The sequence below is a fragment of the Rhodococcus sp. A14 genome, assembly GCF_011603105.1.
GTDB lineage: Bacteria > Actinomycetota > Actinomycetes > Mycobacteriales > Mycobacteriaceae > Rhodococcus_F > Rhodococcus_F opacus.
On sequence record NZ_JAAOQS010000007.1, the window covers coordinates 41,014 to 62,315 of the forward strand.

The 21,302-nt window shown below is 69.1% G+C and carries 21 protein-coding genes and 1 pseudogene; 15 read left to right on the top strand and 7 right to left on the bottom strand.

The features are described 5' to 3' along the window. Positions 1-60 precede the first annotated feature (60 nt). From G9373_RS06010 to G9373_RS06020, 3 genes are read left to right on the top strand one after another with little or no spacing between them, the layout of a single operon-like run. Positions 61-369 carry a hypothetical protein gene (locus tag G9373_RS06010; protein WP_054245368.1) on the top strand — a complete coding sequence of 103 codons (309 nt, stop codon included), beginning with the start codon at positions 61-63 and terminating at the stop codon, positions 367-369. After that, positions 366-2,465 carry a hypothetical protein gene (locus G9373_RS06015; RefSeq protein WP_346842807.1) on the top strand — a complete coding sequence of 700 codons (2,100 nt, stop codon included), beginning with the start codon at positions 366-368 and terminating at the stop codon, positions 2,463-2,465. Before G9373_RS06010 ends, G9373_RS06015 begins: the two co-directional genes overlap by 4 nt. Positions 2,466-2,503: 38 nt before the next feature. Next, positions 2,504-2,686: a hypothetical protein gene (locus tag G9373_RS06020; protein WP_005562362.1), complete on the top strand. Its 183-nt coding sequence runs from the start codon at positions 2,504-2,506 to the stop codon at positions 2,684-2,686. A gap of 9 nt (positions 2,687-2,695) precedes the next feature. Here G9373_RS06020 and G9373_RS06025 read toward each other — a convergent pair whose 3' ends face one another. Further along, positions 2,696-3,532, bottom strand: coding sequence for a dienelactone hydrolase family protein (locus G9373_RS06025; protein WP_167114402.1), 837 nt, complete (start codon positions 3,530-3,532; stop codon positions 2,696-2,698). A gap of 97 nt (positions 3,533-3,629) precedes the next feature. On the opposite strand from G9373_RS06025, the gene glmS reads away from it, so the two are divergent. Beyond that, on the top strand, positions 3,630-5,492 hold the full coding sequence (gene glmS / locus G9373_RS06030) for a glutamine--fructose-6-phosphate transaminase (isomerizing) (protein ID WP_005562366.1): 1,863 nt from the start codon (positions 3,630-3,632) through the stop codon (positions 5,490-5,492). A gap of 33 nt (positions 5,493-5,525) precedes the next feature. On the opposite strand, the gene G9373_RS06035 is transcribed toward glmS, so the two are convergent. Next, positions 5,526-5,954: a cupredoxin domain-containing protein gene (locus G9373_RS06035; protein ID WP_037203020.1), complete on the bottom strand. Its 429-nt coding sequence runs from the start codon at positions 5,952-5,954 to the stop codon at positions 5,526-5,528. Between G9373_RS06035 and G9373_RS06040 the strand changes: the two genes are divergently transcribed. From G9373_RS06040 to tsaD, 7 genes are read left to right on the top strand one after another with little or no spacing between them, the layout of a single operon-like run. Then, the gene (locus G9373_RS06040; protein WP_167114407.1) at positions 5,953-7,437 is read left to right on the top strand and encodes an NAD(P)H-hydrate dehydratase; all 1,485 of its coding nucleotides are present in this window, start codon (positions 5,953-5,955) and stop codon (positions 7,435-7,437) included. The genes G9373_RS06035 and G9373_RS06040 overlap by 2 nt on opposite strands. 17 nt (positions 7,438-7,454) lie before the next feature. After that, on the top strand, positions 7,455-8,660 hold the full coding sequence (alr, locus tag G9373_RS06045) for an alanine racemase (RefSeq protein WP_007301253.1): 1,206 nt from the start codon (positions 7,455-7,457) through the stop codon (positions 8,658-8,660). A 3-nt stretch (positions 8,661-8,663) separates the two neighbouring features. Continuing rightward, entirely contained in the window at positions 8,664-9,728 is a 1,065-nt protein-coding gene (locus G9373_RS06050; protein ID WP_167114410.1) for an alpha/beta hydrolase, read from the top strand. After that, positions 9,718-10,206, top strand: coding sequence for a tRNA (adenosine(37)-N6)-threonylcarbamoyltransferase complex ATPase subunit type 1 TsaE (tsaE, locus tag G9373_RS06055; RefSeq protein WP_005569292.1), 489 nt, complete (start codon positions 9,718-9,720; stop codon positions 10,204-10,206). The genes G9373_RS06050 and tsaE overlap by 11 nt, the downstream gene beginning before the upstream one ends. 49 nt (positions 10,207-10,255) lie before the next feature. Next, the gene (gene tsaB / locus G9373_RS06060; protein ID WP_007301252.1) at positions 10,256-10,915 is read left to right on the top strand and encodes a tRNA (adenosine(37)-N6)-threonylcarbamoyltransferase complex dimerization subunit type 1 TsaB; all 660 of its coding nucleotides are present in this window, start codon (positions 10,256-10,258) and stop codon (positions 10,913-10,915) included. Next, positions 10,912-11,391: a ribosomal protein S18-alanine N-acetyltransferase gene (gene rimI / locus G9373_RS06065; RefSeq protein WP_005566598.1), complete on the top strand. Its 480-nt coding sequence runs from the start codon at positions 10,912-10,914 to the stop codon at positions 11,389-11,391. The genes tsaB and rimI overlap by 4 nt, the downstream gene beginning before the upstream one ends. Next, the gene (gene tsaD, locus G9373_RS06070; RefSeq protein WP_005566597.1) at positions 11,388-12,425 is read left to right on the top strand and encodes a tRNA (adenosine(37)-N6)-threonylcarbamoyltransferase complex transferase subunit TsaD; all 1,038 of its coding nucleotides are present in this window, start codon (positions 11,388-11,390) and stop codon (positions 12,423-12,425) included. Before rimI ends, tsaD begins: the two co-directional genes overlap by 4 nt. Here the strand turns inward: tsaD and G9373_RS06075 are convergent. After that, a complete protein-coding gene (locus G9373_RS06075) occupies positions 12,418-14,022 on the bottom strand; it encodes an Hsp70 family protein (RefSeq protein WP_167114413.1) in 1,605 nt (534 codons plus the stop codon). The two genes, tsaD and G9373_RS06075, sit on opposite strands and share 8 nt — an antisense overlap. A 207-nt stretch (positions 14,023-14,229) precedes the next feature. Here G9373_RS06075 and G9373_RS06080 point away from each other — a divergent pair, with 207 nt between their 5' ends. Next, positions 14,230-14,766: a potassium channel family protein gene (locus tag G9373_RS06080; protein ID WP_005566595.1), complete on the top strand. Its 537-nt coding sequence runs from the start codon at positions 14,230-14,232 to the stop codon at positions 14,764-14,766. On the opposite strand, the gene G9373_RS06085 is transcribed toward G9373_RS06080, so the two are convergent. After that, positions 14,763-16,481 carry a TIGR03767 family metallophosphoesterase gene (locus G9373_RS06085; RefSeq protein WP_054248331.1) on the bottom strand — a complete coding sequence of 573 codons (1,719 nt, stop codon included), beginning with the start codon at positions 16,479-16,481 and terminating at the stop codon, positions 14,763-14,765. The genes G9373_RS06080 and G9373_RS06085 overlap by 4 nt on opposite strands. Before the next feature lie 230 nt (positions 16,482-16,711). On the opposite strand from G9373_RS06085, the gene groES reads away from it, so the two are divergent. Both groES and groL read left to right on the top strand, forming a co-directional pair. Further along, on the top strand, positions 16,712-17,011 hold the full coding sequence (gene groES, locus G9373_RS06090) for a co-chaperone GroES (RefSeq protein WP_003940763.1): 300 nt from the start codon (positions 16,712-16,714) through the stop codon (positions 17,009-17,011). A 92-nt stretch (positions 17,012-17,103) separates the two neighbouring features. Further along, positions 17,104-18,717, top strand: coding sequence for a chaperonin GroEL (gene groL / locus G9373_RS06095; RefSeq protein ID WP_005253893.1), 1,614 nt, complete (start codon positions 17,104-17,106; stop codon positions 18,715-18,717). A gap of 97 nt (positions 18,718-18,814) precedes the next feature. Here the strand turns inward: groL and G9373_RS06100 are convergent, their stop codons facing one another. The 3 genes from G9373_RS06100 to G9373_RS06110 form a co-directional block, all read right to left on the bottom strand. Then, complete coding sequence (locus tag G9373_RS06100) at positions 18,815-19,534, bottom strand: anti-sigma factor (protein ID WP_054248328.1); 720 nt, start codon at positions 19,532-19,534, stop codon at positions 18,815-18,817. Between the two features lies 1 nt (position 19,535). Then, positions 19,536-20,168, bottom strand: coding sequence for a sigma-70 family RNA polymerase sigma factor (locus G9373_RS06105; protein WP_005253895.1), 633 nt, complete (start codon positions 20,166-20,168; stop codon positions 19,536-19,538). Positions 20,169-20,333: 165 nt separating this feature from the next. Continuing rightward, positions 20,334-20,627 carry a WhiB family transcriptional regulator gene (locus tag G9373_RS06110; protein ID WP_005239766.1) on the bottom strand — a complete coding sequence of 98 codons (294 nt, stop codon included), beginning with the start codon at positions 20,625-20,627 and terminating at the stop codon, positions 20,334-20,336. 248 nt (positions 20,628-20,875) lie between these two features. Here G9373_RS06110 and G9373_RS46260 point away from each other — a divergent pair. After that, positions 20,876-21,124, top strand: a pseudogene (locus tag G9373_RS46260) (MerR family transcriptional regulator); the annotation flags it as partial. Between the last annotated feature and the right edge of the window lie 178 nt (positions 21,125-21,302).

Here is a 21,302-nt window from a genome sequence, read left to right on the forward strand (position 1 = left end):
GGGAACCGATCGGTGCGCTGTCGCGTCTAATGCAGTAGGTCGCGAAGAGAGGGTGGGGCAATGAGCGATGGGCTCGAGGTGGACGTCGCGGTGGTGACGGGCGCGGGCGCGAGACTGCTGCGGTCGGCGGAGGTCCTGAGACAGCAGGCCGCCGAGACCGCCCGGCTGGAATTCGGTGGGGCGCACGCGGGCCGCGACTACGCCGCGAAAGGTGACGCGGTGCATGACGCCCTCGGCATCGTCGGGGTCGCGCTCGGCCAGTGGGCCGCGGACGCGGAATCGTTCGGCCACGCGTTCCGGGCCGCCGCGGCGCGCTACTCGGGAACGGACGCGAACGTCACCGCCGACGTGAACGGGGTGCAGTGGTGACCACGGATCCGAGAACGCTGATCGACGACCCGAACCTGAGCCGCGAATACAAGGAGCAACTCCTCCAGGCCTGGGCCGCCTCCCGCGAGGAGGACGAGGCGTCGTGGCAGCCGTACTTCGACGAGTACGGGCTCGACAAGCGTGACCGGACTCCGTCCGCAGACCAGCGCTACGCCGCATTGTTGGAGCACGGCAGCGACGCCCAGACCGCGAACGCATCCCGGAACGCGCTGGGGGAGCACCTGCGCCCGAATTGTCTCAACGTTCCCGACGACATGCTCGATCTCGGCGCGCGGGGCCTCGAATTCTTCGAGTTGTTCCTCCCCGCGGCGAAAAAACTGGGATACGAGTCTCGCGAACTCACCGACTACTACGCGATGTTCGACGCCGAGCGGGGGATGCGATTGAACGTGCTCGCCCGCGACGTCGACACCCTCGGACGCAGTCTCGACACGGCCCGCACCGAACTCGACGAGAACGAGAGATGCGTCGCCGCAGTGCGAACCGGGTGGTGCGGAGTCGCCGCCGCGGCGGCGATCGACGCCGTCGACCGACAGAACATCCAGGCGGACGCCACCATTGGTCGGCTCCACGGACTCGCCGAAGTGCTGTTCGAGGCGAACCTCACGCTGAGCGCCGCGGTGACGAACAAGGCGTACAAGGTGGTGTCTCTGCACCAGCCGACGGTCGCGGGGTACAGCGCGGAACAGATCGACGTTCTCGCCCAGATCTACGCCGACGGCAAGGACGGCGACAACTCCGCCGCGAAGGACTGCATGGAAGACGCGTCCTACTGGTTCCCCGAACTCGCCGACGACGACTACCGGCACGTCAACGGCCTGTACAAGGACGGGGGCGCAGGTGCGCTCCGCCGACTCGACCGGGACGACGTGGTGCGGCGGGCCGCCGGAATCACCAAGGACTGGCTCGACGCGAACTTCCGCCACGTGTACGAGGAGAAGCAGCAGGAGTTCACCGCTGCGTGTGCGGACTGCGCCGAAGCGGTGCACGCCGCCTACGACGCCGTCATCGCCGAGGCGCGGTCGATCGAGGTGCAGCCCGGTTTTCGTCCCGAGGACACTCCCGATCCGGCACCCGCGCCGAGGGGGCCCGAGGTGCCACACGCCGACACCGTCCCCGCCGCTGCGGCGGCGCCCGCGCCTGCACCTGCAGCGCCGACGGCGCCCGCCGCGGCCCCTGCAACGGGCGGACCGGCGTACGTCCCGCCTCGATCCGGTGGTGGGGACGCGGCCACCAGTCCGATGGCCGCGGCGCCACCGACAACCGGACCTCCGATGGCCGCGGCCCCACCGACAACCGGACCGCCGGTGGTCGCGGCGCCACCGACGACTACTGCCCCGGGCCTCGGGAGCATTCCCGGCCCGGGTGACCTGGTGCGTCCGGGTCTCGCAGGAGGTCTGGCGGATCTCGGTTCGATCCTTCGCCCGTTGATCGAGGACACCGTCTCGGCCCTCACCCACAGGGACGACGAGGAACGGAACACCGAGGACCTCGGCGACGACCACGCCGATACGCGGGAGGACGATGGCGAGCCGGCCGACGGCATCCCACACGACACGAGCCTCGAACTGAACCTCGACGGACAGTCGTGGACGCTCGCCGTCGATGCCGACGGTCAGGGGATTCATCTCGAGATGAGCGACGGACAGGGCGGGACGGCCAGGTTCGGAGTCGAGATCGGCCCCAACGGTCTGCCGCAGATCACAGCGGAAACCGCTGCCGGGGACGGAGACTCCGGCGACGCCGGCTGCGCACCCGCCGCGCCGACCCCGGAATCGCAGGTCAGCGCTGGTGCCGAGGACGCCCCGGACGCGACAGCCGAGGAAGAGCCGACGCCCGGTGGGGCTGCCTCGGACAACGTCCCGGCCCACGAGAACACACCGGCCCTTGCGCCGGCCGGAGACGCCGCAGCCGTCCCACAACCACAGATGGTGTCAGTGCAGCAGGAGCCGGCTCCCGAGACACCCGTCGAGGTCCCGCCGCTACAGGAGCCGCGGTCCGCACCCGAACTGGCGACAGGTCCCGTGGCCGGATTCGACAGCGGCGCCGAGTTGGCCGAGGCCGGGCCGCTGTGAGCCACCGAGCCGCACGGTTGCGTGCACAACGGGCACAGATGCGAGCCGACCTGGAAATGTTCCGGGAGCGGATCGACGAACGCAAAGCCAGAGACGAGGAAGCCGCGGCGAACCGGTCCGGCCGCGGCCGGACCGAATCTGCAGCGGCACCGCCTGCGGCTGCGCAACCGAGAACACTCGACGACGACGAGTTCTATCGGCCGCGCAGCTGGCTGGTGTGACCGGAGACGTCAGATATGCGGGAGCACGCCCTCGAAGCCGGCGTCGGTGTGCTCCTCGTGCGGATCGACGAGCGTGGTGTGGGGAAGTTCGGCATCCTCCTTCGCGAACGCCTCATACTTCTTGTCCTCGGTGAGGTGATACAGCAGGAAGCCGGTGAGCAGCGCGCGCGTGATCTGCTGGGTCTTCCGCTCGGAACCGCCGATGCCGAGTGCACCCAGGAGGCGGCGTCCTTCGGTGAGCCCCGACTCCTTCGCCCCGTTGACGGCGCGCAGGACGTGTTCCCCGCCCCATGCCTCGGCCAGCGCCTTGGCGTTGCTGTTCATGGTGTCGATGTCGGCACCGGCCACGATCAGACCCGGCGCTGTGATCTTGGACGCATACTTCTCGGCCTTCGGTGCGGTCGGCGCCGGGAACAGGGCGGCGACCGCCGACACGTCCCGCTGCGCGGCGGCCAGCACTGCCACACCCGCACCCATCCCGTGTCCTGCGAACGCGACGCGGTCGGGCTGCACGCTGATCTGGCCGGGACCGAGTCGCACGCCCACACAGATGTCGAGGGTGGCCCGGAGGTCGGTGGCGAGGCCCAGGTGAGAGGGCACGGGACCCCGCTCGCTGTTGGGGGCTGCCACGACGATTCCCCACGAAGCCAGATGCTCGAGCGTCTTCCGGTAGTGGTCGGCACCTGCCATCCAGCTGTGCGCGAACGCGACGGCGGGCAGGTTGAAGCCTGATTCGGGCGTGTATACGACGCCCGGCTGTCCGGCGAGTGCGAGGTCACCCCGCAGCACGCGGTGCGGTCCTCGCTTGGATAGTTCACGGGCCAGGGTCTTCGGTTTCGGCGCCACGGGGAGAACGTTATCCGATTCGCGGGCCGGCGAGAGAGCCGATGCGGCACACACTCCGACTTCGCCGCGTCGCCCGGTCCAAGTACCCTGATGAACCATGTGCGGAATCGTGGGATACGTCGGCCACCGGCAGGCTCTGACTGTTGTGGTGGAGGCCTTGCGGCGAATGGAATACCGCGGATACGACTCTGCCGGCATCGCCGTGCTCGACGGAGACGGCGGCATGGCGGTCGAGCGGAAGGCGGGTCGTCTCGCGAATCTCGAGGCCGAACTCGACGAGGTCGGGGCCGAGCACTTCACCGGGAGCACCGGGATCGGTCACACACGGTGGGCCACGCACGGCAGGCCGACCGACCGCAACGCGCACCCGCATCGTGACGCGGGCAACACGGTTGCCGTCGTGCACAACGGCATCATCGAGAACTTCGCCCCGCTGCGGGCCGAACTCGAGCACGACGGAGTCGACTTCGCCAGCGACACCGACACCGAGGTCGCGGTGCACCTGGTCGCCCGCGCCTACGCCTCGGGCGAGACGGCCGGTGACTTCGTCGCGAGCGCGCTGAGCGTGCTGCGCAGGCTCGAGGGCGCGTTCACGCTCGTCTTCACGCACTCGGACCACCCGGACACCATCGTCGCGGCGCGCCGCTCGACGCCCCTCGTCATCGGTGTCGGCGAGGGAGAGACGTTCCTCGGGTCCGATGTCGCGGCGTTCATCGAGCACACCCGTGACGCGGTCGAGCTGGGGCAGGACCAGGTCGTGGTGATCACCGCGGACGGGTACTCGATTCTGAACTTCGACGGATCCGAGGCGCAGGGCCGCCCGTTCCGCATCGACTGGGATCTCGCCGCCGCCGAGAAGGGCGGCCACGACTACTTCATGCTCAAGGAGATCGAGGAGCAGCCGGCCGCCGTCGCGGACACCCTGCTCGGTCACTTCCAGGACGGGAAGATCGTTCTCGACGAGCAGCGACTGTCGGATCAGGAGCTGCGCGACGTCGACAAGGTCTTCGTCGTCGCCTGCGGCAGCGCCTACCACTCGGGGCTGCTCGCGAAGTACGCCATCGAGCACTGGACCCGCCTGCCCGTGGAGGTCGAGCTCGCCAGCGAATTCCGCTACCGCGACCCGGTTCTCGACCGGTCGACGCTGGTCGTGGCCATCTCGCAGTCCGGTGAGACGGCCGACACCCTCGAGGCCGTGCGCCACGCCAAGGACCAGAAGGCGCGGGTCCTGGCGGTGTGCAACACGAACGGCGCCCAGATTCCGCGCGAGGCCGACGCCGTCCTCTACACCCGGGCAGGTCCGGAGATCGGTGTCGCGTCGACCAAGGCGTTCCTCGCGCAGGTCACGGCGAACTATCTGGTCGGCCTGGCCCTCGCCCAGGCCCGCGGCACCAAGTACCCGGACGAGGTCGCACGCGAGTATGCCGACCTCGAGGCGATGCCCAACCTGGTGAGCCGGGTGCTCGAGACGGTCGAGCCGGTGCGGGCGCTGGCGCGGGAGCTGGCGTCGTCGTCGACGGTGCTGTTCCTGGGCCGCCACGTGGGCTACCCCGTGGCGCTCGAGGGTGCGCTCAAGCTCAAGGAGCTGGCGTACATGCACGCCGAGGGCTTCGCGGCCGGCGAGCTCAAGCACGGGCCGATCGCGCTGATCGAGGACGGGCTGCCGGTGATCATCGTGATGCCGTCCCCGAAGGGGCGCGCGGTGCTGCACTCGAAGCTGCTGAGCAACATCCGGGAGATCCAGGCCCGCGGGGCGCGGACCGTCGTGATCGCGGAGGAGGGCGACGAGGCCGTGCGCCCGTTCGCCGACCACCTGATCGAGATCCCGGCGGCACCGACGCTGCTGCAGCCGCTGCTGTCGACGGTGCCGTTGCAGGTGTTCGCGGCGGAGGTCGCGCAGACACGGGGCTACGACGTCGACAAGCCGCGTAACCTCGCCAAGTCCGTCACCGTCGAATAGCGGCGACCGTAGGGGCGTGGCAGGGCCGCGCCCCTACGGGGTGACCACGACGGTGCCCGTCATCTCGGGGTGCAGCGAACACGTGTATTCGTAGGTCCCCGGTTCGGTGAACGTGTACGTAAAGGTGCCGGTCTGCATCAACCGGCTCCGCAGCACACTCTTCGCGGCGCCGACACCCACCACGTCGTGGGTGACACCCCGGTCGTCGAAATTCCAGGTGACGGTGTCTCCTGCCGTGACGGTGAGTGTCGCCGGCGCATACGCCATGTTCGCGACCTGCACGACGGGTCCGGTCGGCGCCTCGGGCGCCGCGCTGTCCGGCGAACCGCATCCGGACACGACGCCCGCCATCGAAATGCTTGCGGCGAGAGCCACTCCGGCGATCCACGAGCTTCCACGTCCACGCATGACGTCGAGCGTAGTCTGACCCGGTACCGACCCTTCTCGACGAGGAGTTCCCATGCGGGGCTACTACACCGCTGACGAGGTTCGAGCCGCGGAGGCGCCGTTGCTGGCGTCTCTTCCCGACGGCGCGCTGATGCGACGCGCAGCGCATGGGCTCGCCACGGTGGTGGCGGCGGAGCTGCGGGCGCGGACCGGGGGCGTCGCCGGTCGAACGATCACGGTGCTGGTGGGGTCCGGGGACAACGGCGGGGACGCGCTGTGGGCGGCGTCGATGCTGCGCAAGCGCGGTGCCGCGGCCACCGCGGTGCTGCTGAAACCGGAGAAGGCGCACGCGGCCGGGCTGGCGGCGTTCACCGCGGCCGGCGGCCGGGTGGCCGCCCCGTCGGACGAGCTGGGCCTGCCCGATCTGGTGATCGACGGAATCGTCGGAATCTCCGGCAGGGGGCCGCTGCGACCCGATGCTGCGGCGCTGGTCGACCGGATCGAGGCTGCTCCGATCGTGTCGGCGGACCTGCCGAGCGGTGTGGACCCGGACACGGGAGCGGTCGACGGCCCCGCCGTGAGCGCCGCCGTCACCGTCGCATTCGGCGCCCTCAAACCGGTCCACGCGCTCGGTGCGGCGCACTGCGGCCGGGTCGAGCTCGTGGACATCGGACTGTCGCTCGGCGCTGCCGGGATCACTGCCCTCGACGCCGCCGACGTGGGTGCCGCGTGGCCGGTGCCGGGGGCCGGCGACGACAAGTACTCGCAGGGCGTGGTGGGGGTGGTCGCGGGCAGCGACGGCTACCCGGGCGCCGGTGTGCTGTGCACGGGCGCCGCGGTCACGGCCACGTCGGGGCTCGTCCGCTACGCCGGGCCGTGCACGAACGAAGTGCTCGCGCACTCGCCGGAGGTGATCGCGACCGCCGATCTCGCGATGGCGGGACGCGTCCAGTCGTGGGTGGTCGGGCCGGGCATGGGAACCGACGACGCCGCCCGTCGCACGCTGCGGACGGTGCTCGAGTCCGACGTGCCCGTGCTCGTCGACGCGGACGGTCTGACCCTGCTCGCCGAGGACCCGGACCTGGTGCGTTCGCGGACCGCAGCGACACTGCTGACCCCGCACGCCGGGGAGTTCGCCCGGCTGACGGGGACGGATCCGGGTCCGGACCGGGTGGCGTCGGCACGCGCTCTCGCGGCCGACTGGAATGTTCACCTGCTGCTCAAGGGGCGTGCCACCGTGATCGCGGAACCCGGGGGCCGGATCTTCGTCAACGAGGCGGGCGGATCGTGGTCCGCCACCGCGGGTGCGGGGGACGTGCTCGCCGGGATCATCGGCTCGCTCATGGCGGCGGGCATCACCCCGGCGCGGGCCGCCGCGGTGGGTGCGCGAGCTCACTCGCTGGCCGCGAACCTGGCTGCCCGTGGCGGTGGCGCGGACCTCTCCGCAGGGCGCGGAACAGCACCGATCTCCGCCGCGACGCTGCTCGCACACCTCAGGGAGTCGATCAGAGTCCTCCGTGCGGGGGTGTCACCCGGAGAAATGCCGGCCTCCTCGTGAATGGCAGGATCGAACATATGACGCTTGCTGAAGCAGTACCGGCCGACGACCACGGACACAGCGAACCCGCAGCGCCCGCACAGGCCGCGCCGGCACCGCAGGCCGAGGCCGTGGTCGATCTGGACGCGATTGCCCACAACGTCCGCATCCTGCGCGACAGTGCCCGGGACGCGGCGATGATGGCCGTCGTGAAGGCGGACGGCTACAACCACGGCGCGGTGCCCGTGGCACGCGCAGCGCTGGCCGCCGGAGCGTCGGAACTGGGCGTGACGACGGTGGCGGAGGCGCTGACTCTGCGCCGCGCGGGCATCGACGCACCCGTCCTCGCGTGGCTGCACACCGTCGACGCCGATTTCGCCCCCGCGATCGCGGCCGGTGTCGAACTCGGCGTGTCCTCGCCCCGCCACCTCGCCGCGGTGGTCGCTGCCGCCCGGAGCGTCGGCACCCCGGCGATCGTCACGATCAAGGTCGACACCGGACTGAACCGCAACGGGGTGGCACCCGACGAGCTGGCGCAGGTCCTCGTCGATCTGGCGCGCGCACAGGCCGAGGGCTCGGTGCGGCTGCGCGGCATCTTCTCGCATCTCGCCCACGCCGACGAGCCGCACCACGCCTGGATCGATTCCCAGCGCGACCGACTGGTCAGCGCGATCGCGGATGCCAAGCGTCAGGGACTGGTCCCCGAAGTGGTGCACCTGTCCAATTCCGCGGCCACCCTGACCCGTCCCGACCTGCGGTTTGACATGGTTCGCCCGGGAATCGCGATATATGGGTTGTCGCCTGTACCCGAACTCGGTCAGTTCGGGTTGCGCCCGGCGATGACACTGCGATCGAGGGTGGCTCTGGTGAAGAAGGTGGCGGCAGGTGAAGGCGTGTCCTACGGGCACCAGTGGGTGGCCCCACGGGATACGACGGTGGCGCTGCTGCCGTTCGGGTACGCCGACGGGCTCCCGCGCTCGCTCAGTGGCCGTTTCGAGGTCCAGCTGGGCGCGGAACGACGGCCGGGGATCGGGCGGGTGTGCATGGACCAGGTGGTCGTGGATCTCGGGCCGGACGGCGGGGGAGTCCGGGAGGGGGACACCGCGGTGTTCTTCGGCAACGGAGACCTCGGCGAGCCCATCGCGCAGGCGTGGGCCGACGAACTCGACACCATCCACTACGAGGTGGTGACGGGGGTACGCGGACGCACGGTGCGCAGTTACGTCGGCGGAACGGGTACGTAGGACATGGGTGTGTCGAAGCGTCTGGGGCTCGTCGGCGGCGTGCTGAGCGCGCTGGCGCTCGGTTCGGTCGCCGGGGCCAACGCGCTGCGCAGCGCGACCCGGCCGGGCCGCGAGATCTATCGTGACGAGGACTTCACGCTGATGTCGCGGGACCGGCGCAGCGTCGTGGTCACCGAGGACGGCGTCGCGCTCGCGGTCCGCGAGGTCGGTCCCGAGGACGCGCCCGTGACGGCGGTGTTCGTGCACGGCTACTGCCTGGACATGACGTCGTGGCATTTCCAGCGCCGCCAGCTCGCCGAGCGGTGGGGCGACGACGTGCGGATGGTGTTCTACGACCAACGCGGGCACGGTGATTCGGGTGTGCCGTCCACGGCGAGCTGCACCATCGCTCAGCTGGGCGCCGATCTCGCGACCGTGATCGCAGCGAAGGCCCCCACCGGACCGGTTGTGCTCGTGGGGCATTCGATGGGCGGGATGACGGTGCTCGCCTTCGCCGGGCAGCGACCCGAACTGTTGGCGTCGCGGGTGGTCGGTGTGGGCCTGGTTGCCACGGCCGCTGCGGGTCTCAGCGAGACCGGATTGACGCGGAACCTGCAGAACCCGGTCATCGACGGCTTCCGGCTGGCCGTCCGGACGTCGCCCGAACTCGTCCAGCACGCGCGCGGCGCGGCCCGCGTGCTGATCACCCCGATCCTGCGGGCAGCGTCGTACGGCACGGATGTGAGCCCGCGGCTGCACAGGTTCTCCGACTCCATGCTGGACCGGACGTCGGTGGTCACCGTCGTGAACTTTCTGCGCACACTCGAATTGCACGACGAGTCCGCCTCACTCGAGGCGATCGAGCACATCCCGTCCGTCGTGGTGTGCGGCGACAGCGACATGATCATCCCGTTCGGCAGTTCCCGGAAACTGGCGGCGGACCTTCCGGAGTCCGAACTGGTGCGGGTGCGCGGTGCCGGCCATCTGGTGCAGCTCGAGTTCCCGTCCGTGGTATCGGACGCCGTCGACCGGGTGCTGCATCGTGGCCTGGCGACGTACGAATCGCGTGAGCAGTCCGATGTCGGCTGAAGAGGGAGTGTTGCCCGTGAGCGGGACCGTGGTGTTGCCGACGGCGGAGGACACCGAGCAGTTCGGGCGGGACCTCGCCCGGGGACTCGTCGCCGGTGATCTCGTGGTCCTCGACGGACCCCTCGGTGCGGGGAAGACCGCACTGACGAAGGGAATCGGAGCCGGGCTCGGCGTGCAGGGGCGAGTGACTTCGCCCACATTCGTGATCGCGCGGGAGCACCGGGCGGGCACGCGACCTGACGGGGGCGCGCCGGTCGGAATGGTGCACGTGGACGCGTACCGACTGGGCGGAAGCGGCCCGCACGCGCTGGACGAACTCGACGCGCTCGACCTCGACACCGACCTGGCTGCAGCGGTTGTCGTCGTCGAATGGGGCGCGGGCATTGCCGAGCAGCTGGCCGATCGTCACCTGCGGGTACGCCTGCGCCGCGAACCGGAGACGGACGTCCGCACCGCCCACTGGGAGTGGATTTCCTGACGGGTCGGGTGTCGGGAGCGGTTCTGACGTGCGAGTACCCTCAGTTACCGTGCTTGTTCTCGCCATCGACACGTCCACGCCTGCCGTGACCGCCGGAGTCGTCCGGGTTTCGGCCGATTCCGCATCGGTGGAGGCGGTGGACACCCTCGCGGTGCGCGTGACGGTCAACCCGCGCGCCCACGCGGAAGTGCTCACCCCGCACATCCTCGAGTGCCTCACCGAGTCGGGTCACGTCGCCGCGGACCTCGACGCGGTGGTGGTCGGCGCCGGACCGGGGCCGTTCACGGGACTGCGCGTGGGGATGGCCACCGCCGCCGCGTTCGCCGACGCCCTCGGTATTCCGGCCCACGGCGTGTGCAGCCTCGACGCCATCGCCGCACAGGTGGACGGTGACCGGAATCTGCTGGTCGTCACGGACGCACGCCGACGTGAGGTGTACTGGGCGCGCTACTCGGCAGGGGTGCGGGTGGAAGGCCCCGCCGTGGTGAAGCCGCGCGAGCTCGAGCCGATGCCGTCCGAGGTGGTGGCGGGATCGCCGTCACACGTCGACTTCTTCGATCTGCCGGTCGAACCCGTGGAAACACCGTCGCCCGCAGGGCTGGTCACGGTGGCCGCGGATGCCCTGTTCAGCGGTGCGGCACCGGCGGCGCTCGTACCGCTCTACCTGCGGCGCCCGGACGCGGTCGAACTGGCGGACCGGAAGAAATGACATTCCGCATCGAACCGATGGCGGCCACGGATGCCGACCGGTGCGCGGAGCTCGAAACACTCCTCTTCGCCGGTGACGGGCCCTGGAGCGCCGGCGCATTCAGGGCGGAACTCGCCGCACCGCACGTGCACTACACCGTGGCGCGGGACGACACCGGCCACGTCGTCGGGTACGCCGGAATCGCTCTGCTGGGCAACGGTTCGCATCCCGAATCCGAGATACACACGATCGGAACGGACCCGGCGTGTCAGCGCCGGGGGATCGGCGGGGCCCTCCTCGACGAACTCCTGCGCGTCGCCGACGCGCGGGGTGGCCCGGTGTTTCTCGAAGTGCGCACCGACAACGACGCGGCGATCGCCCTGTACAGACGTGAAGGATTCGAGATCGTGGGAACCCGTAAGAAGTACTACCAACCGAGCGGTGCGGACGCCTTCACGATGCGTCGCCCCGGATCGGGTGAGGAGCCGGTGCAATGATCGTCATGGGGATCGAAAGCTCTTGTGACGAGACCGGAGTCGGCATCGTCCGGTGGAACGGTGACGGGACGTGCGAACTTCTCGCGGACGAGGTCGCATCCAGCGTCGAAGAGCATGCCCGGTACGGCGGGGTGGTGCCGGAGGTCGCGTCCCGCGCGCACCTCGAGGCGATCGTCCCGACGATGCGGCGGGCCCTCGCCGCGGCCGGCATCGCCAAGCCGGACGCTCTCGCCGTCACCATCGGACCCGGTCTGGCCGGCGCCCTGCTCGTCGGTGTCGCGGCCGCGAAAGCCTATGCGGCGGCGTGGGACATCCCGTTCTTCGCGGTGAACCACCTCGGCGGCCACGTCTCGGTCGACACCCTCGAACACGGACCGATGCCACCGTGCGTGGCGCTGCTCGTGTCCGGTGGGCACACCCACCTCCTGCACGTCGAGGATCTCGCGAAGCCCATCGTCGAACTCGGCACCACCGTGGACGACGCGGCCGGCGAAGCCTTCGACAAGGTGGCCCGCCTCCTCGGCCTCGGATTCCCCGGTGGCCCGGCCCTCGACGCCGCGGCGCAGGTCGGCGACCGAGACGCCATTCCCTTCCCGCGCGGGATGACCGGGCCACGGGACGCCCGGCACGACTTCTCGTTCTCCGGGCTGAAGACGGCTGTCGCACGGTACGTGGAGTCCAAGGAGCGGGCAGGGGAGGCTTGTTCGGTGCCGGATATCGCCGCGAGTTTCCAGGAAGCCGTGGCGGACGTGCTGACGATGAAAGCGGTGCGCGCGGCCCGCGACGTCGGCGTGGACACACTCGTTCTCGGGGGCGGCGCCACGGCCAACTCGCGCATCCGCGCACTCGCCGAGGAACGCTGCGCCGAAGCCGGACTTACCCTGCGGGTGCCGAAACCGCGCCTGTGCACCGACAACGGGGTGATGATCGCCTCGCTCGGCGCGCATCTGATCGCCGGCGGCGCCGCGCCGTCCCTGCTGACCGTGGCCAGCGACCCCGGACTGTCGGTGGCGACCAGTCAGGTGTTCAGCTGACCGGAATCGTGACGGTCTGCGTGGCCGGGGGAGTGAGCGTCTCGCCGGGCTGAGCACCACTCGGTTGCGCCGCATCGGGACTCGGAGCAACCGTGCCCGGGGCCGGGATCATCGGGAAGAGCCCTTCGGGCGCCGCGGGGGCAGTGGATTCCGCGGGCGCGGCGGGCGTCTCGGTGGGCGGCGGTGCTACTTCCGGTACGTCGGGTGCGGGCGTACCCGGGCGCGGTTCGTTCGGCGTGGATTCTCCCGGAACCTGCGGCCACAGCGGCGGAATCGCGGGCCATTCGATGTGCGGCCACGACGGCTGCGACGGGTTCGTTCCGGGCAGCGTCGGATGCGGGGGAGCCGTGGGTGTCGGCACCGGGGTGGTGGTGCGCGGCGTCGTGGTCTCGCTCGTCGAATCGGGCGTCTGCTCGGGGGACCGGTCCGTCTGCGGTTCGGAGGTGGGCGGGGCAACCTGATTCGGGTAGTACGCCGACGTCGGCGTCGGATCGTACGACGGAATCCGCGTCGCGGGCGGTTCGTCCGACGTCGTGGTCGTGACCTGCTCGGTGGTCTGGAACATGTCCGTCCCCGCGGGGGAGACGTTGGGGTCGGGTGCGGGCGCGAGTTCCTTCACGCCGTAGCCGAGAACGAGCCCTCCGACCACGAGGGCGCCGACGAGTGCCCCCGACACCTTGGCGGCCGAACCGGGACGGGTCGACTCGGTGGCCGGGTAGTCGCGGATGGCGGAGGAGACGGCGAGCAACGCCGCACCTTTCGCGGTCGCCGTGTCGGGTTCGCGCACAGCGATGACCCGTGCGGTGAACGCGTCGGCGACGGCGGCGATGATCGCGGGTATGTTCGCGCCGCCACCGACCAGGGCCAGGGCGTCCGGTCGACGCGGGGAGTCGGCGACGGTGGCACGGATGAACTCCACCGCGACCCGGACGGTCGGTGCGGCGATCTCGTCGAACCTGGTGCGGCTGATCTCGATCGGGCGGATGCCGTGCAGGTCGATGTCGACGTGCGCATTCGGCTCCGAGGACAACTGCTCCTTGGCGACGCGGCACCGCGCCGAGAGCAGGTCGCGGTCCAGGTGCCGCAGGGGATGCGGGGTGGCGAGGCTGCCGACGACGTGGTGGAAGACGAGGTCGTCGATTCCGGTGCCGCTCACGTGGGTCGTGCGGTCGGCGTGCAGGACGGTGCCGTCGACCTGGTCGACGACGGCGACGGACAGTCCGGACTCGCCGAAGTCGACGATCGCGACCGTGGCATGCTGGGCGACCTCACCGGTGTGCCGAAGATAGGTGAGGGTGGCGGCGGTCTCGGGCACGAGATGCACGCGGTGCCGCTGCCTGCTGACGGCGCTGCGGATCGAATGCGCCTGCTCCGCCGTCCGGTACGCGACAGCGAACGCGTCGGGTGTGGTGGGGTCGGCAGGAACCTGGGTGGTCATCAGCGAGATGGAGGAACGGACCAGGTCGCCGAGGTCGGTGTGCGCCTGATCGGCGGACAGGTAACGGAACTCGACGTTCTGCGTACCGTTGGAGGCGGTGGTGACGAGGGCGGAACCCACACCGGCCGCACCGGTCGACATCCCCAAGGACATACCCATCTCACACACCCCCTCACGTTTTCGACGCGTGACCTGCTGTCTCTGTCGGAACGCCCTGTTCAGCGGGGAATCCCTGCCCGTTGAATCGGCGACTGTTATCTGAACGTTACAGAAAACAAACGGATTTCGCTCCCGACTTCCGGCCCCGGGAGACGAGGATGGCGCTCGATATCCGGTCTCACCTGCACAGTTGTCCAAAGGAATCTGATGCGACGCGCCAGCGATTTTCGCAACCTCACGAGACGTGAGCGCCGACGGCTTCTGCTGCGTGCAGTTCTGCGCCCGCTGGTCACCGTCTTCCTGTGCACGGTGGTCTACTTCGCCCTGCCGTGGACGTCGCTCGGGGAAGTGTCCGCCCTGTTCTTCCTGGCGGGCGGCTTGCTCGTGGTCGCGCTCGTCGCGGCCTGGCAGATCTGGCGGATCGTCAAGTCCGACGTACCGGCGCTCCAGGCGATCGAGGCGCTGGCCCTGATCCTGCCGCTCTACCTGCTCGGGTTCTCGGCAGGATATTGCTTGATGTCCGAAAGTGATCCGGGTTACTTCACCGAGCCCCTCACGCGGATGGGTGCGTTGTACTTCTCGCTCACCGTCTTCTCGACCGTCGGGTTCGGCGACATCGCCGCGACGACCGATCCGTCGCGAGCCGTCGTGAGTGTGCAGATCATCGGAAATCTGATCCTTCTCGGCGTCGGCATCCGCGCGGTCGTCGCGGCCGTCGACTGGGCCCGCAGGCGCCGGGTCTAGCGACCCGACGCCAGTACCAGTTCGACGTTCCGGTCGGGTGTCCCGCCGAGCAGGTCGGGGTCCGCGTGAATGTCGTTGAACGACAACTCCCGGTACAGCGACGCCAACCCGAGCGGTGAGAGATCGGTGTGGTCGACGGAGTAGGGGCTGTCGGCCTCGAACAGCGTCGTGAGCAGCGACACGGTTCCGTCGACGTTGTCGACCACCTCGATGATCCGCCCGTGCTGGGGGAAGTCGATGTGCGAGGCCGTGTTGATCTCCCAGAACGACTGCTCCGGAGTCGATCCGGGCCACGGTGTGATCCGGTTCTCGTGGGTGTGCCCGTTGACCCAGGCGAGGACGTTCGGGAATCGGTGCAGCAGATCCACCAGTCGCGAACCCCGGATCCGGGGTTCGGCCGGGGCGGAGGGGTCGGGGACGACGTTGTCCATGCTGCCGCTGGTGTGGTGACTGAACAGGACGAACCAGGTGTCGTTGCGTACCTGGGACACCGGGTTGCCCGCCGTGTCGAAGTACCGGCTGCTGCCGGCCACCAGTGTGTCCTCGATCCACCGGAACTGCGCAGCACCGAGCGAGCCGTCGACGAACCCCGCGCGGTTGGTGGAATCCATGCTGATGCCGACCACGCCGGGTGCGATCTCGAACGAGTAGTAGCCGATCCCGGTCTCGCCGGCATCAGGTGCGAAGCCGTGACCGACCGGTCCGGGGCCGGTGTTGGCCGGGTCCAGGTGTGCGGCGATGAACTGGCGGGGAGTGAACGGCGCGCGTGCGGGGTCGGGTGTGACGACCCGCGCGGGGGTCGTGATCGCGGACAGGGCGGCGGGAATGGCGCCGGGATCGAACCTGGTGGCGATGTCGACCGTCTTCGCCTCTTCCGGCGATCCCGGGACCTCGAACTTCAGCGAACCGGTGTACATGGCTTCGAGCGGTGGGATGCCGCTCGGGACGGTGCCCTGCACCGAGTCGTCGTGATTGCCGAAGACGCAATACCAGGGGGTGCGGAGGCCGGGGCTCGTGACGGGAGAGATCGCCGCGCCGAGCAGGCCGGGTATCTCGGGGAACCCGGCCTTCTTGTACATGTCCTGGATGGACGACTCCGGGTTCCAGTACAGATCGGCGCCCGAGTTCTGCACGCCTTCGTAGCGGTCGGGTGCGCCCGTGTTGGGGACGATGGTGCCGCCGTTGAGCGCGGTGAGGAACCAGCCGAGTTCGGCGAATTCCTTGTTGTCGGTGTTGTCGCCGGTGCTCACGACCGCGTCGAACGGGCGCTGGGTATGCGGGCCGGATGCGAGCGCGTTGACCCGTGCGACGAGGGCGACGAGACCCTGGGCGGTGAGTGTCTCGTGCGGGCGGAACGCGGACCCCGTGAAGGGGTGCACGTATTCGAAACGCATCGGGGACTGGGCGTCGACCAGGTGGACGTCCGTGAGCTGGACGAGGGAGGCGAGGGCGGTGCGCCGGTCCTCGCGCCCGCTGCGGGCCTCGGCGAGTTCCGTGCGAACGATGGTCGGCCACCCCGGTCCCGCGCCGAGCCTGCGGTATCCGGAGTCGCCGAGGGGGACGGCCACCGCTTCGAGGGTGGTGCCGGCCCCGGACGTGGGAAGCGGCGCCGCGCCCGCGTACTGCAACCCCCACGGGCGTGCTTCGAATCCCACTGCCCCGATCGCCCCGAGTCCGGCAAATGTCAGGAATTTACGCCGAGTGATGTCAGACACCAGAGGAACCTTAGGTGACGACCCGTGAGACAAGCCGATATTCGGCTCGGCGCGGTCTACCACCCCCTTCTCCTTGAGCGTTGGCACTCTCACGTATAGAGTGCCAAGTGGCGCCGATCGAGCTCCGGCACCCGCGACGACGGGGCTGTGTGAAGTGCCGTAAACGGAACACTCAAACAGGAGTCCGGAGAAGTCTCCGGATCCGCATACCCCAAAGTGGAGGGCTCATCGTGGCGAGCGTCAACATCAAGCCGCTCGAGGACAAGATCCTCGTCCAGGCCAACGAGGCTGAGACGACGACTGCCTCCGGCCTGGTCATTCCCGACACGGCCAAGGAGAAGCCCCAGGAGGGCACCGTCGTCGCAGTCGGCGAAGGCCGCGTCAACGAGCAGGGCAACCGCATCCCGGTCGACGTCAAGGAGGGTGACACGGTCATCTACTCCAAGTACGGCGGAACCGAGATCAAGTACGCCGGCCAGGAGTACCTGATCCTGTCGGCACGCGACGTGCTGGCTGTCGTCTCCAAGTAAGCCATACGTGATCCGCCCCGGAGTCCCCACAGGATCCCGGGGCGGAGTGCGTTCACGCGCGTAACCCTGAGATCCAGGAGAAGACAGAACACATGTCCAAGCAGATTGAGTTCAACGAGGTCGCACGCCGGTCTCTCGAGCGTGGAGTCGACAAGCTTGCCGACGCGGTCAAGGTGACCTTGGGTCCGCGTGGCCGCCACGTAGTGCTGGCGAAGGCCTTCGGCGGCCCGACCGTCACCAACGACGGTGTCAGCATCGCCCGGGAAATCGAGCTCGAGGACCCGTTCGAGAACCTCGGCGCGCAGCTCGTCAAGAGCGTCGCCACCAAGACCAACGACGTCGCCGGCGACGGCACCACCACCGCCACCGTGCTGGCTCAGGCCATCGTGCGGGGCGGTTTGAAGAACATCGCCGCGGGTGCGAACCCGATGGCACTCGGCATCGGCATCAACGCCGCGGCCGACAAGGTCGTCGAGGCACTGCTCGCCGCCGCGAAGCCGGTCGAGGGCAAGACGTCCATCGCCCAGGTCGCGACCGTGTCCTCGCGTGACGAGGAGATCGGCGAAATGGTCGGCGAGGCGCTCACCCGCGTCGGCACCGACGGCGTCGTGACGGTCGAGGAATCCTCGACCCTGGCGACCGAGCTCGTGATCACCGAGGGCGTCCAGTTCGACAAGGGCTACCTGTCGCCGTACTTCGTCACGGACCTCGATGCACAGAAGGCCGTGTACGAGGACGCGCTCGTGTTGCTGTACCGCGAGAAGATCACGTCCCTGCCCGACTTCCTGCCGCTGCTGGAGAAGGTTGCCGAGAGCGGCAAGCCCCTCCTCATCATCGCGGAGGACGTCGAGGGCGAGGTTCTCTCGACGCTCGTGGTCAACTCCATCCGGAAGACCATCAAGGCCGTCGCCGTCAAGGCGCCGTTCTTCGGTGACCGCCGGAAGGCGTTCCTCGACGACCTCGCCGTCGTCACCGGTGGCACGGTCATCAACTCCGACGTCGGCCTCACGCTGAAGGACGCCGGGCTGGACCTGCTCGGCAGCGCACGCCGCGTCGTGGTCAGCAAGGACGAGACCACGATCGTCGACGGCGCCGGAACCGACGACGACATCAAGGGTCGCGTCGCGCAGCTGCGCCGCGAAATCGAGAACACCGACTCCGACTGGGATCGCGAGAAGCTCGAAGAGCGTCTGGCGAAGCTGGCCGGTGGCGTCGCCGTCATCAAGGTCGGCGCGGCCACGGAGACGGACCTCAAGGAGCGCAAGTTCCGCGTCGAGGACGCCGTCAACGCCGCGAAGGCTGCTGTCGCCGAGGGCATCGTCCCCGGTGGCGGTTCCGCTCTCGTCCAGGCGAGCACCGAGCTGGCCGACAACCTCGGTCTGACCGGTGACGAGGCCACGGGCGTCAAGGTCGTGCGCGAAGCACTGCAGGCGCCGCTGTTCTGGATCGCCAGCAATGCCGGTCTCGACGGTTCCGTCGTCACCAGCAAGGTTGCCGAGCAGCCCAAGGGCCACGGTTTCAACGCCGCGACCCTGACCTACGGCGACCTGCTCGCCGACGGTGTCGTCGACCCCGTGAAGGTCACCCGCTCCGCGGTCGTCAATGCGGCCTCGGTCGCGCGGATGATCCTCACCACGGAGAGCGCCGTGGTCGAGAAGCCTGCGGAAGAGGACGAGCAGCAGACCGGTCACGGGCACAGCCACTAGGCTCTGGCGTCGCGACCGATCGGGCTCCGATCGTTCGAGCGAAGACACCCCCGTGCGGATCACCGCGCGGGGGTGTCTTCTGCCTGCAGGCGCCGGATCAGCTCAGTTGCAGCACCGCGAACGGTTCCGACGTCGGCTGGGGAGATCCTCCGGGCGGTTCGACGGTGACGGCCAGCTTCGACATCGACCCCACGTCGTCGAGGACGACCGTCGTGGTCGGCTGCATCTCTCCGGGAGAGATGGTTCCCGCGGGCACGGGCGCGTCCCCGGATGCGGGCATCAACCACAGCTGGTACACGGTGTCGGCGCTGGGCGGGGCGACACCGTCCAGCACGAACACCACGGCGTCCTGCGACTTCGAGTAGTTGGCGGTCGCGGACCCGCCGGCGGCAATCGCACTCGTCGACGAGTGCACGTCGGAGGCGTCGAGAACCTGCTCCGCCACAGTCGGCGACGGACCTTCCGTGAGCTGCCGGACGATCACCGTCCCGCCGGCGAGCACCCCGACTGCCGCGGCAGCGGCGACGGCGATCTGCCAGCGACGCCGGCGGGAGCGGCGTTCGGTCAGCGACGTCGGCCCGGCGGCGGAGTGCCGGACTTCGTCGAGGACTCGAGTCCGCACCCGGGGCGGGGGTTCTACGGCTCCCACCGCGCTCACCACCGCGAAAGCTTCCCGGATCCGCCGGACCTCGTCGGTGAAGGTGGAGCGGGTGTCCTCGTCGGCGGTGGCGAGATCGGTGTCGAGTTCGCGGCGCTCCCTGTCGTCGAGCGCATCGAGTGCGTACGGGTACGCCATGCCCACGAGTTCGTCGTTCATGTCACAGACCTCCCAGGCACCCGCGAAGACGCGTCAATCCGTCACGGATGCGCGTCTTCACCGTGGACAGGGCGACCCCCAGCTGGGAGGCGACCTCTCGGTAGGTGCGGCCGTCGTAGTACGCCATCGCGACGGACTCACGTTGTGTGTCCGTGAGCGAGTCGAGGCAGGCGAGCACCGATTGATGCTCGAGCCGGCGGGTCACCTCCTCGGTGACGTGGTCGAACGGCCCTGCGATGTTGGTGGTCTCGTAGAGCGCCTCGCGGTCGGTGCCGGCCTGCTCGGACCGCACGCGGTCGACCGCACGGCGGTGCGCGAGCGTCATCAGCCAGGACAGGACGGAACCGCGGGCCGGATCGAAGTTGGACGCGGTGCGCCACGCCTGGAGGAAGACTTCCTGCGTCGTCTCCTCCGCGTACCCGGGATCCCGCAGGACCCGCAGGACCATGCCGTGGACCCGGGCGCTCGTCCGGTCGTAGAGTTCGGCGAAAGCGTCGGCGTCCCCGTTCGCGACGCGGGCCATGGTCTCATACAGTTCCGCGGATTCGGTGGTCCGGGCCCCGTGTGCCCCGGCTGCGTCCGCCGAACACACGTCTTCTGCTGGAGTGTTGCCCTCGGGGTTCGTCACCGGCACTCGTCTCGGTTCATCGAGAACCACGGTAGCGTGCACATCCACTCATCTCCTCCAGCCGGTAGGCATTCGGAGACCGCGTCGCGGTGGATGGGTGGGAGGGTGCCGATGTGACGAGAGGAACCCCCGTGCGGCGACGAGGGTTCCCCGATGAGTGTGGTCGAGCGGTCAGACTGCTATCCGGCCGCGTCTGTGCCGGGCGTGCATCTCGCGTTCCGTCTCGGACATTCCGCCCCAGATCCCGTACGGTTCGGACACGCTCAGGGCGTGATTGCGGCACTGGGCGAGGACCGGGCAGCGTCTGCACATTTCCTTGGCCCGGGTCTCTCGCTGCGCACGAGCTCGGCCACGCTCTCCGTCGGGATGGAAGAACATCGAGGAGTCGACCCCGCGGCACAGTCCGTGCATCTGCCAATCCCAGATATCGGCGTTCGGGCCGGGCAGGTGGTTGGGTGCAGGCATGTGGACTCCTTAGCTGCAAGCTCGCCTCGGGCGACGAGCGGACCGTGGGCTCGTAGGTACGTTCAAGCCACTGAATCATTCACGTCGCTAACCGTAGAGTCGGTTGTGAAATCGCGTCAATAGTTGTTCACAGTGGCGATTTACATATCCCACGAACTGAAAGTTAACCTGGAAAATATTTACTTTCCCGCGGTTCCGTGATTCCGTTTCGGGTTGAAAGACCCCGGGGCGCGGGTAACGATGTCCGGGTGCCCCAGCCCGCGGAGCCAGAAACCCAGCCCTCTTCCGGATCCCCGGACGAGGGACCCACGATCTCGGTATCGGCCCTGGCCAGAAAGCTCGGGGTGGCTCCGTCGACGCTCCGCACCTGGGACCGCAGATACGGCATCGGGCCCTCCGTTCACGTGCAGGGAAGTCACCGGCGGTACACGCCGCGCGACGTCGCCCGGCTCGAATGCATGCAACATGCGCTGGACGGTGGTGCAAACTCCGCGGAGGCCGCGAGATATGCGATTAACGCAATGGCTACGTATTCGTCAGAAAGCGACCGCCGACCGGGTGTGAAAAATCTGGGTGACAACTCGGTGAACGGGATGAAAACAGACCCGTCGAACCTTTTGTCACCTTTTTCCGGCCTCGGTGGCGCCGAGGCATCCGTCCGGAATTTATCGGGTG

What these genes read in the sequence shown, in the direction of transcription:
- G9373_RS06050 (WP_167114410.1), top strand. Translation starts at nt 8,664, where the DNA reads ATGGGTGTGTCGAAGCGTCTGGGGCTCGTCGGCGGCGTGCTGAGCGCG.
- G9373_RS06075 (WP_167114413.1), bottom strand. Translation starts at nt 14,022, where the DNA reads ATGGGTATGTCCTTGGGGATGTCGACCGGTGCGGCCGGTGTGGGTTCC.
- G9373_RS06110 (WP_005239766.1), bottom strand. Translation starts at nt 20,627, where the DNA reads ATGCCTGCACCCAACCACCTGCCCGGCCCGAACGCCGATATCTGGGAT.
- G9373_RS06100 (WP_054248328.1), bottom strand. Translation starts at nt 19,534, where the DNA reads ATGAACGACGAACTCGTGGGCATGGCGTACCCGTACGCACTCGATGCG.
- glmS (WP_005562366.1), top strand. Translation starts at nt 3,630, where the DNA reads ATGTGCGGAATCGTGGGATACGTCGGCCACCGGCAGGCTCTGACTGTT.
- G9373_RS06020 (WP_005562362.1), top strand. Translation starts at nt 2,504, where the DNA reads ATGCGAGCCGACCTGGAAATGTTCCGGGAGCGGATCGACGAACGCAAA.
- rimI (WP_005566598.1), top strand. Translation starts at nt 10,912, where the DNA reads ATGACATTCCGCATCGAACCGATGGCGGCCACGGATGCCGACCGGTGC.
- G9373_RS06010 (WP_054245368.1), top strand. Translation starts at nt 61, where the DNA reads ATGAGCGATGGGCTCGAGGTGGACGTCGCGGTGGTGACGGGCGCGGGC.
- G9373_RS06035 (WP_037203020.1), bottom strand. Translation starts at nt 5,954, where the DNA reads ATGGGAACTCCTCGTCGAGAAGGGTCGGTACCGGGTCAGACTACGCTC.
- G9373_RS06040 (WP_167114407.1), top strand. Translation starts at nt 5,953, where the DNA reads ATGCGGGGCTACTACACCGCTGACGAGGTTCGAGCCGCGGAGGCGCCG.
- G9373_RS06080 (WP_005566595.1), top strand. Translation starts at nt 14,230, where the DNA reads ATGCGACGCGCCAGCGATTTTCGCAACCTCACGAGACGTGAGCGCCGA.
- tsaE (WP_005569292.1), top strand. Translation starts at nt 9,718, where the DNA reads ATGTCGGCTGAAGAGGGAGTGTTGCCCGTGAGCGGGACCGTGGTGTTG.
- tsaD (WP_005566597.1), top strand. Translation starts at nt 11,388, where the DNA reads ATGATCGTCATGGGGATCGAAAGCTCTTGTGACGAGACCGGAGTCGGC.
- alr (WP_007301253.1), top strand. Translation starts at nt 7,455, where the DNA reads ATGACGCTTGCTGAAGCAGTACCGGCCGACGACCACGGACACAGCGAA.
- groL (WP_005253893.1), top strand. Translation starts at nt 17,104, where the DNA reads ATGTCCAAGCAGATTGAGTTCAACGAGGTCGCACGCCGGTCTCTCGAG.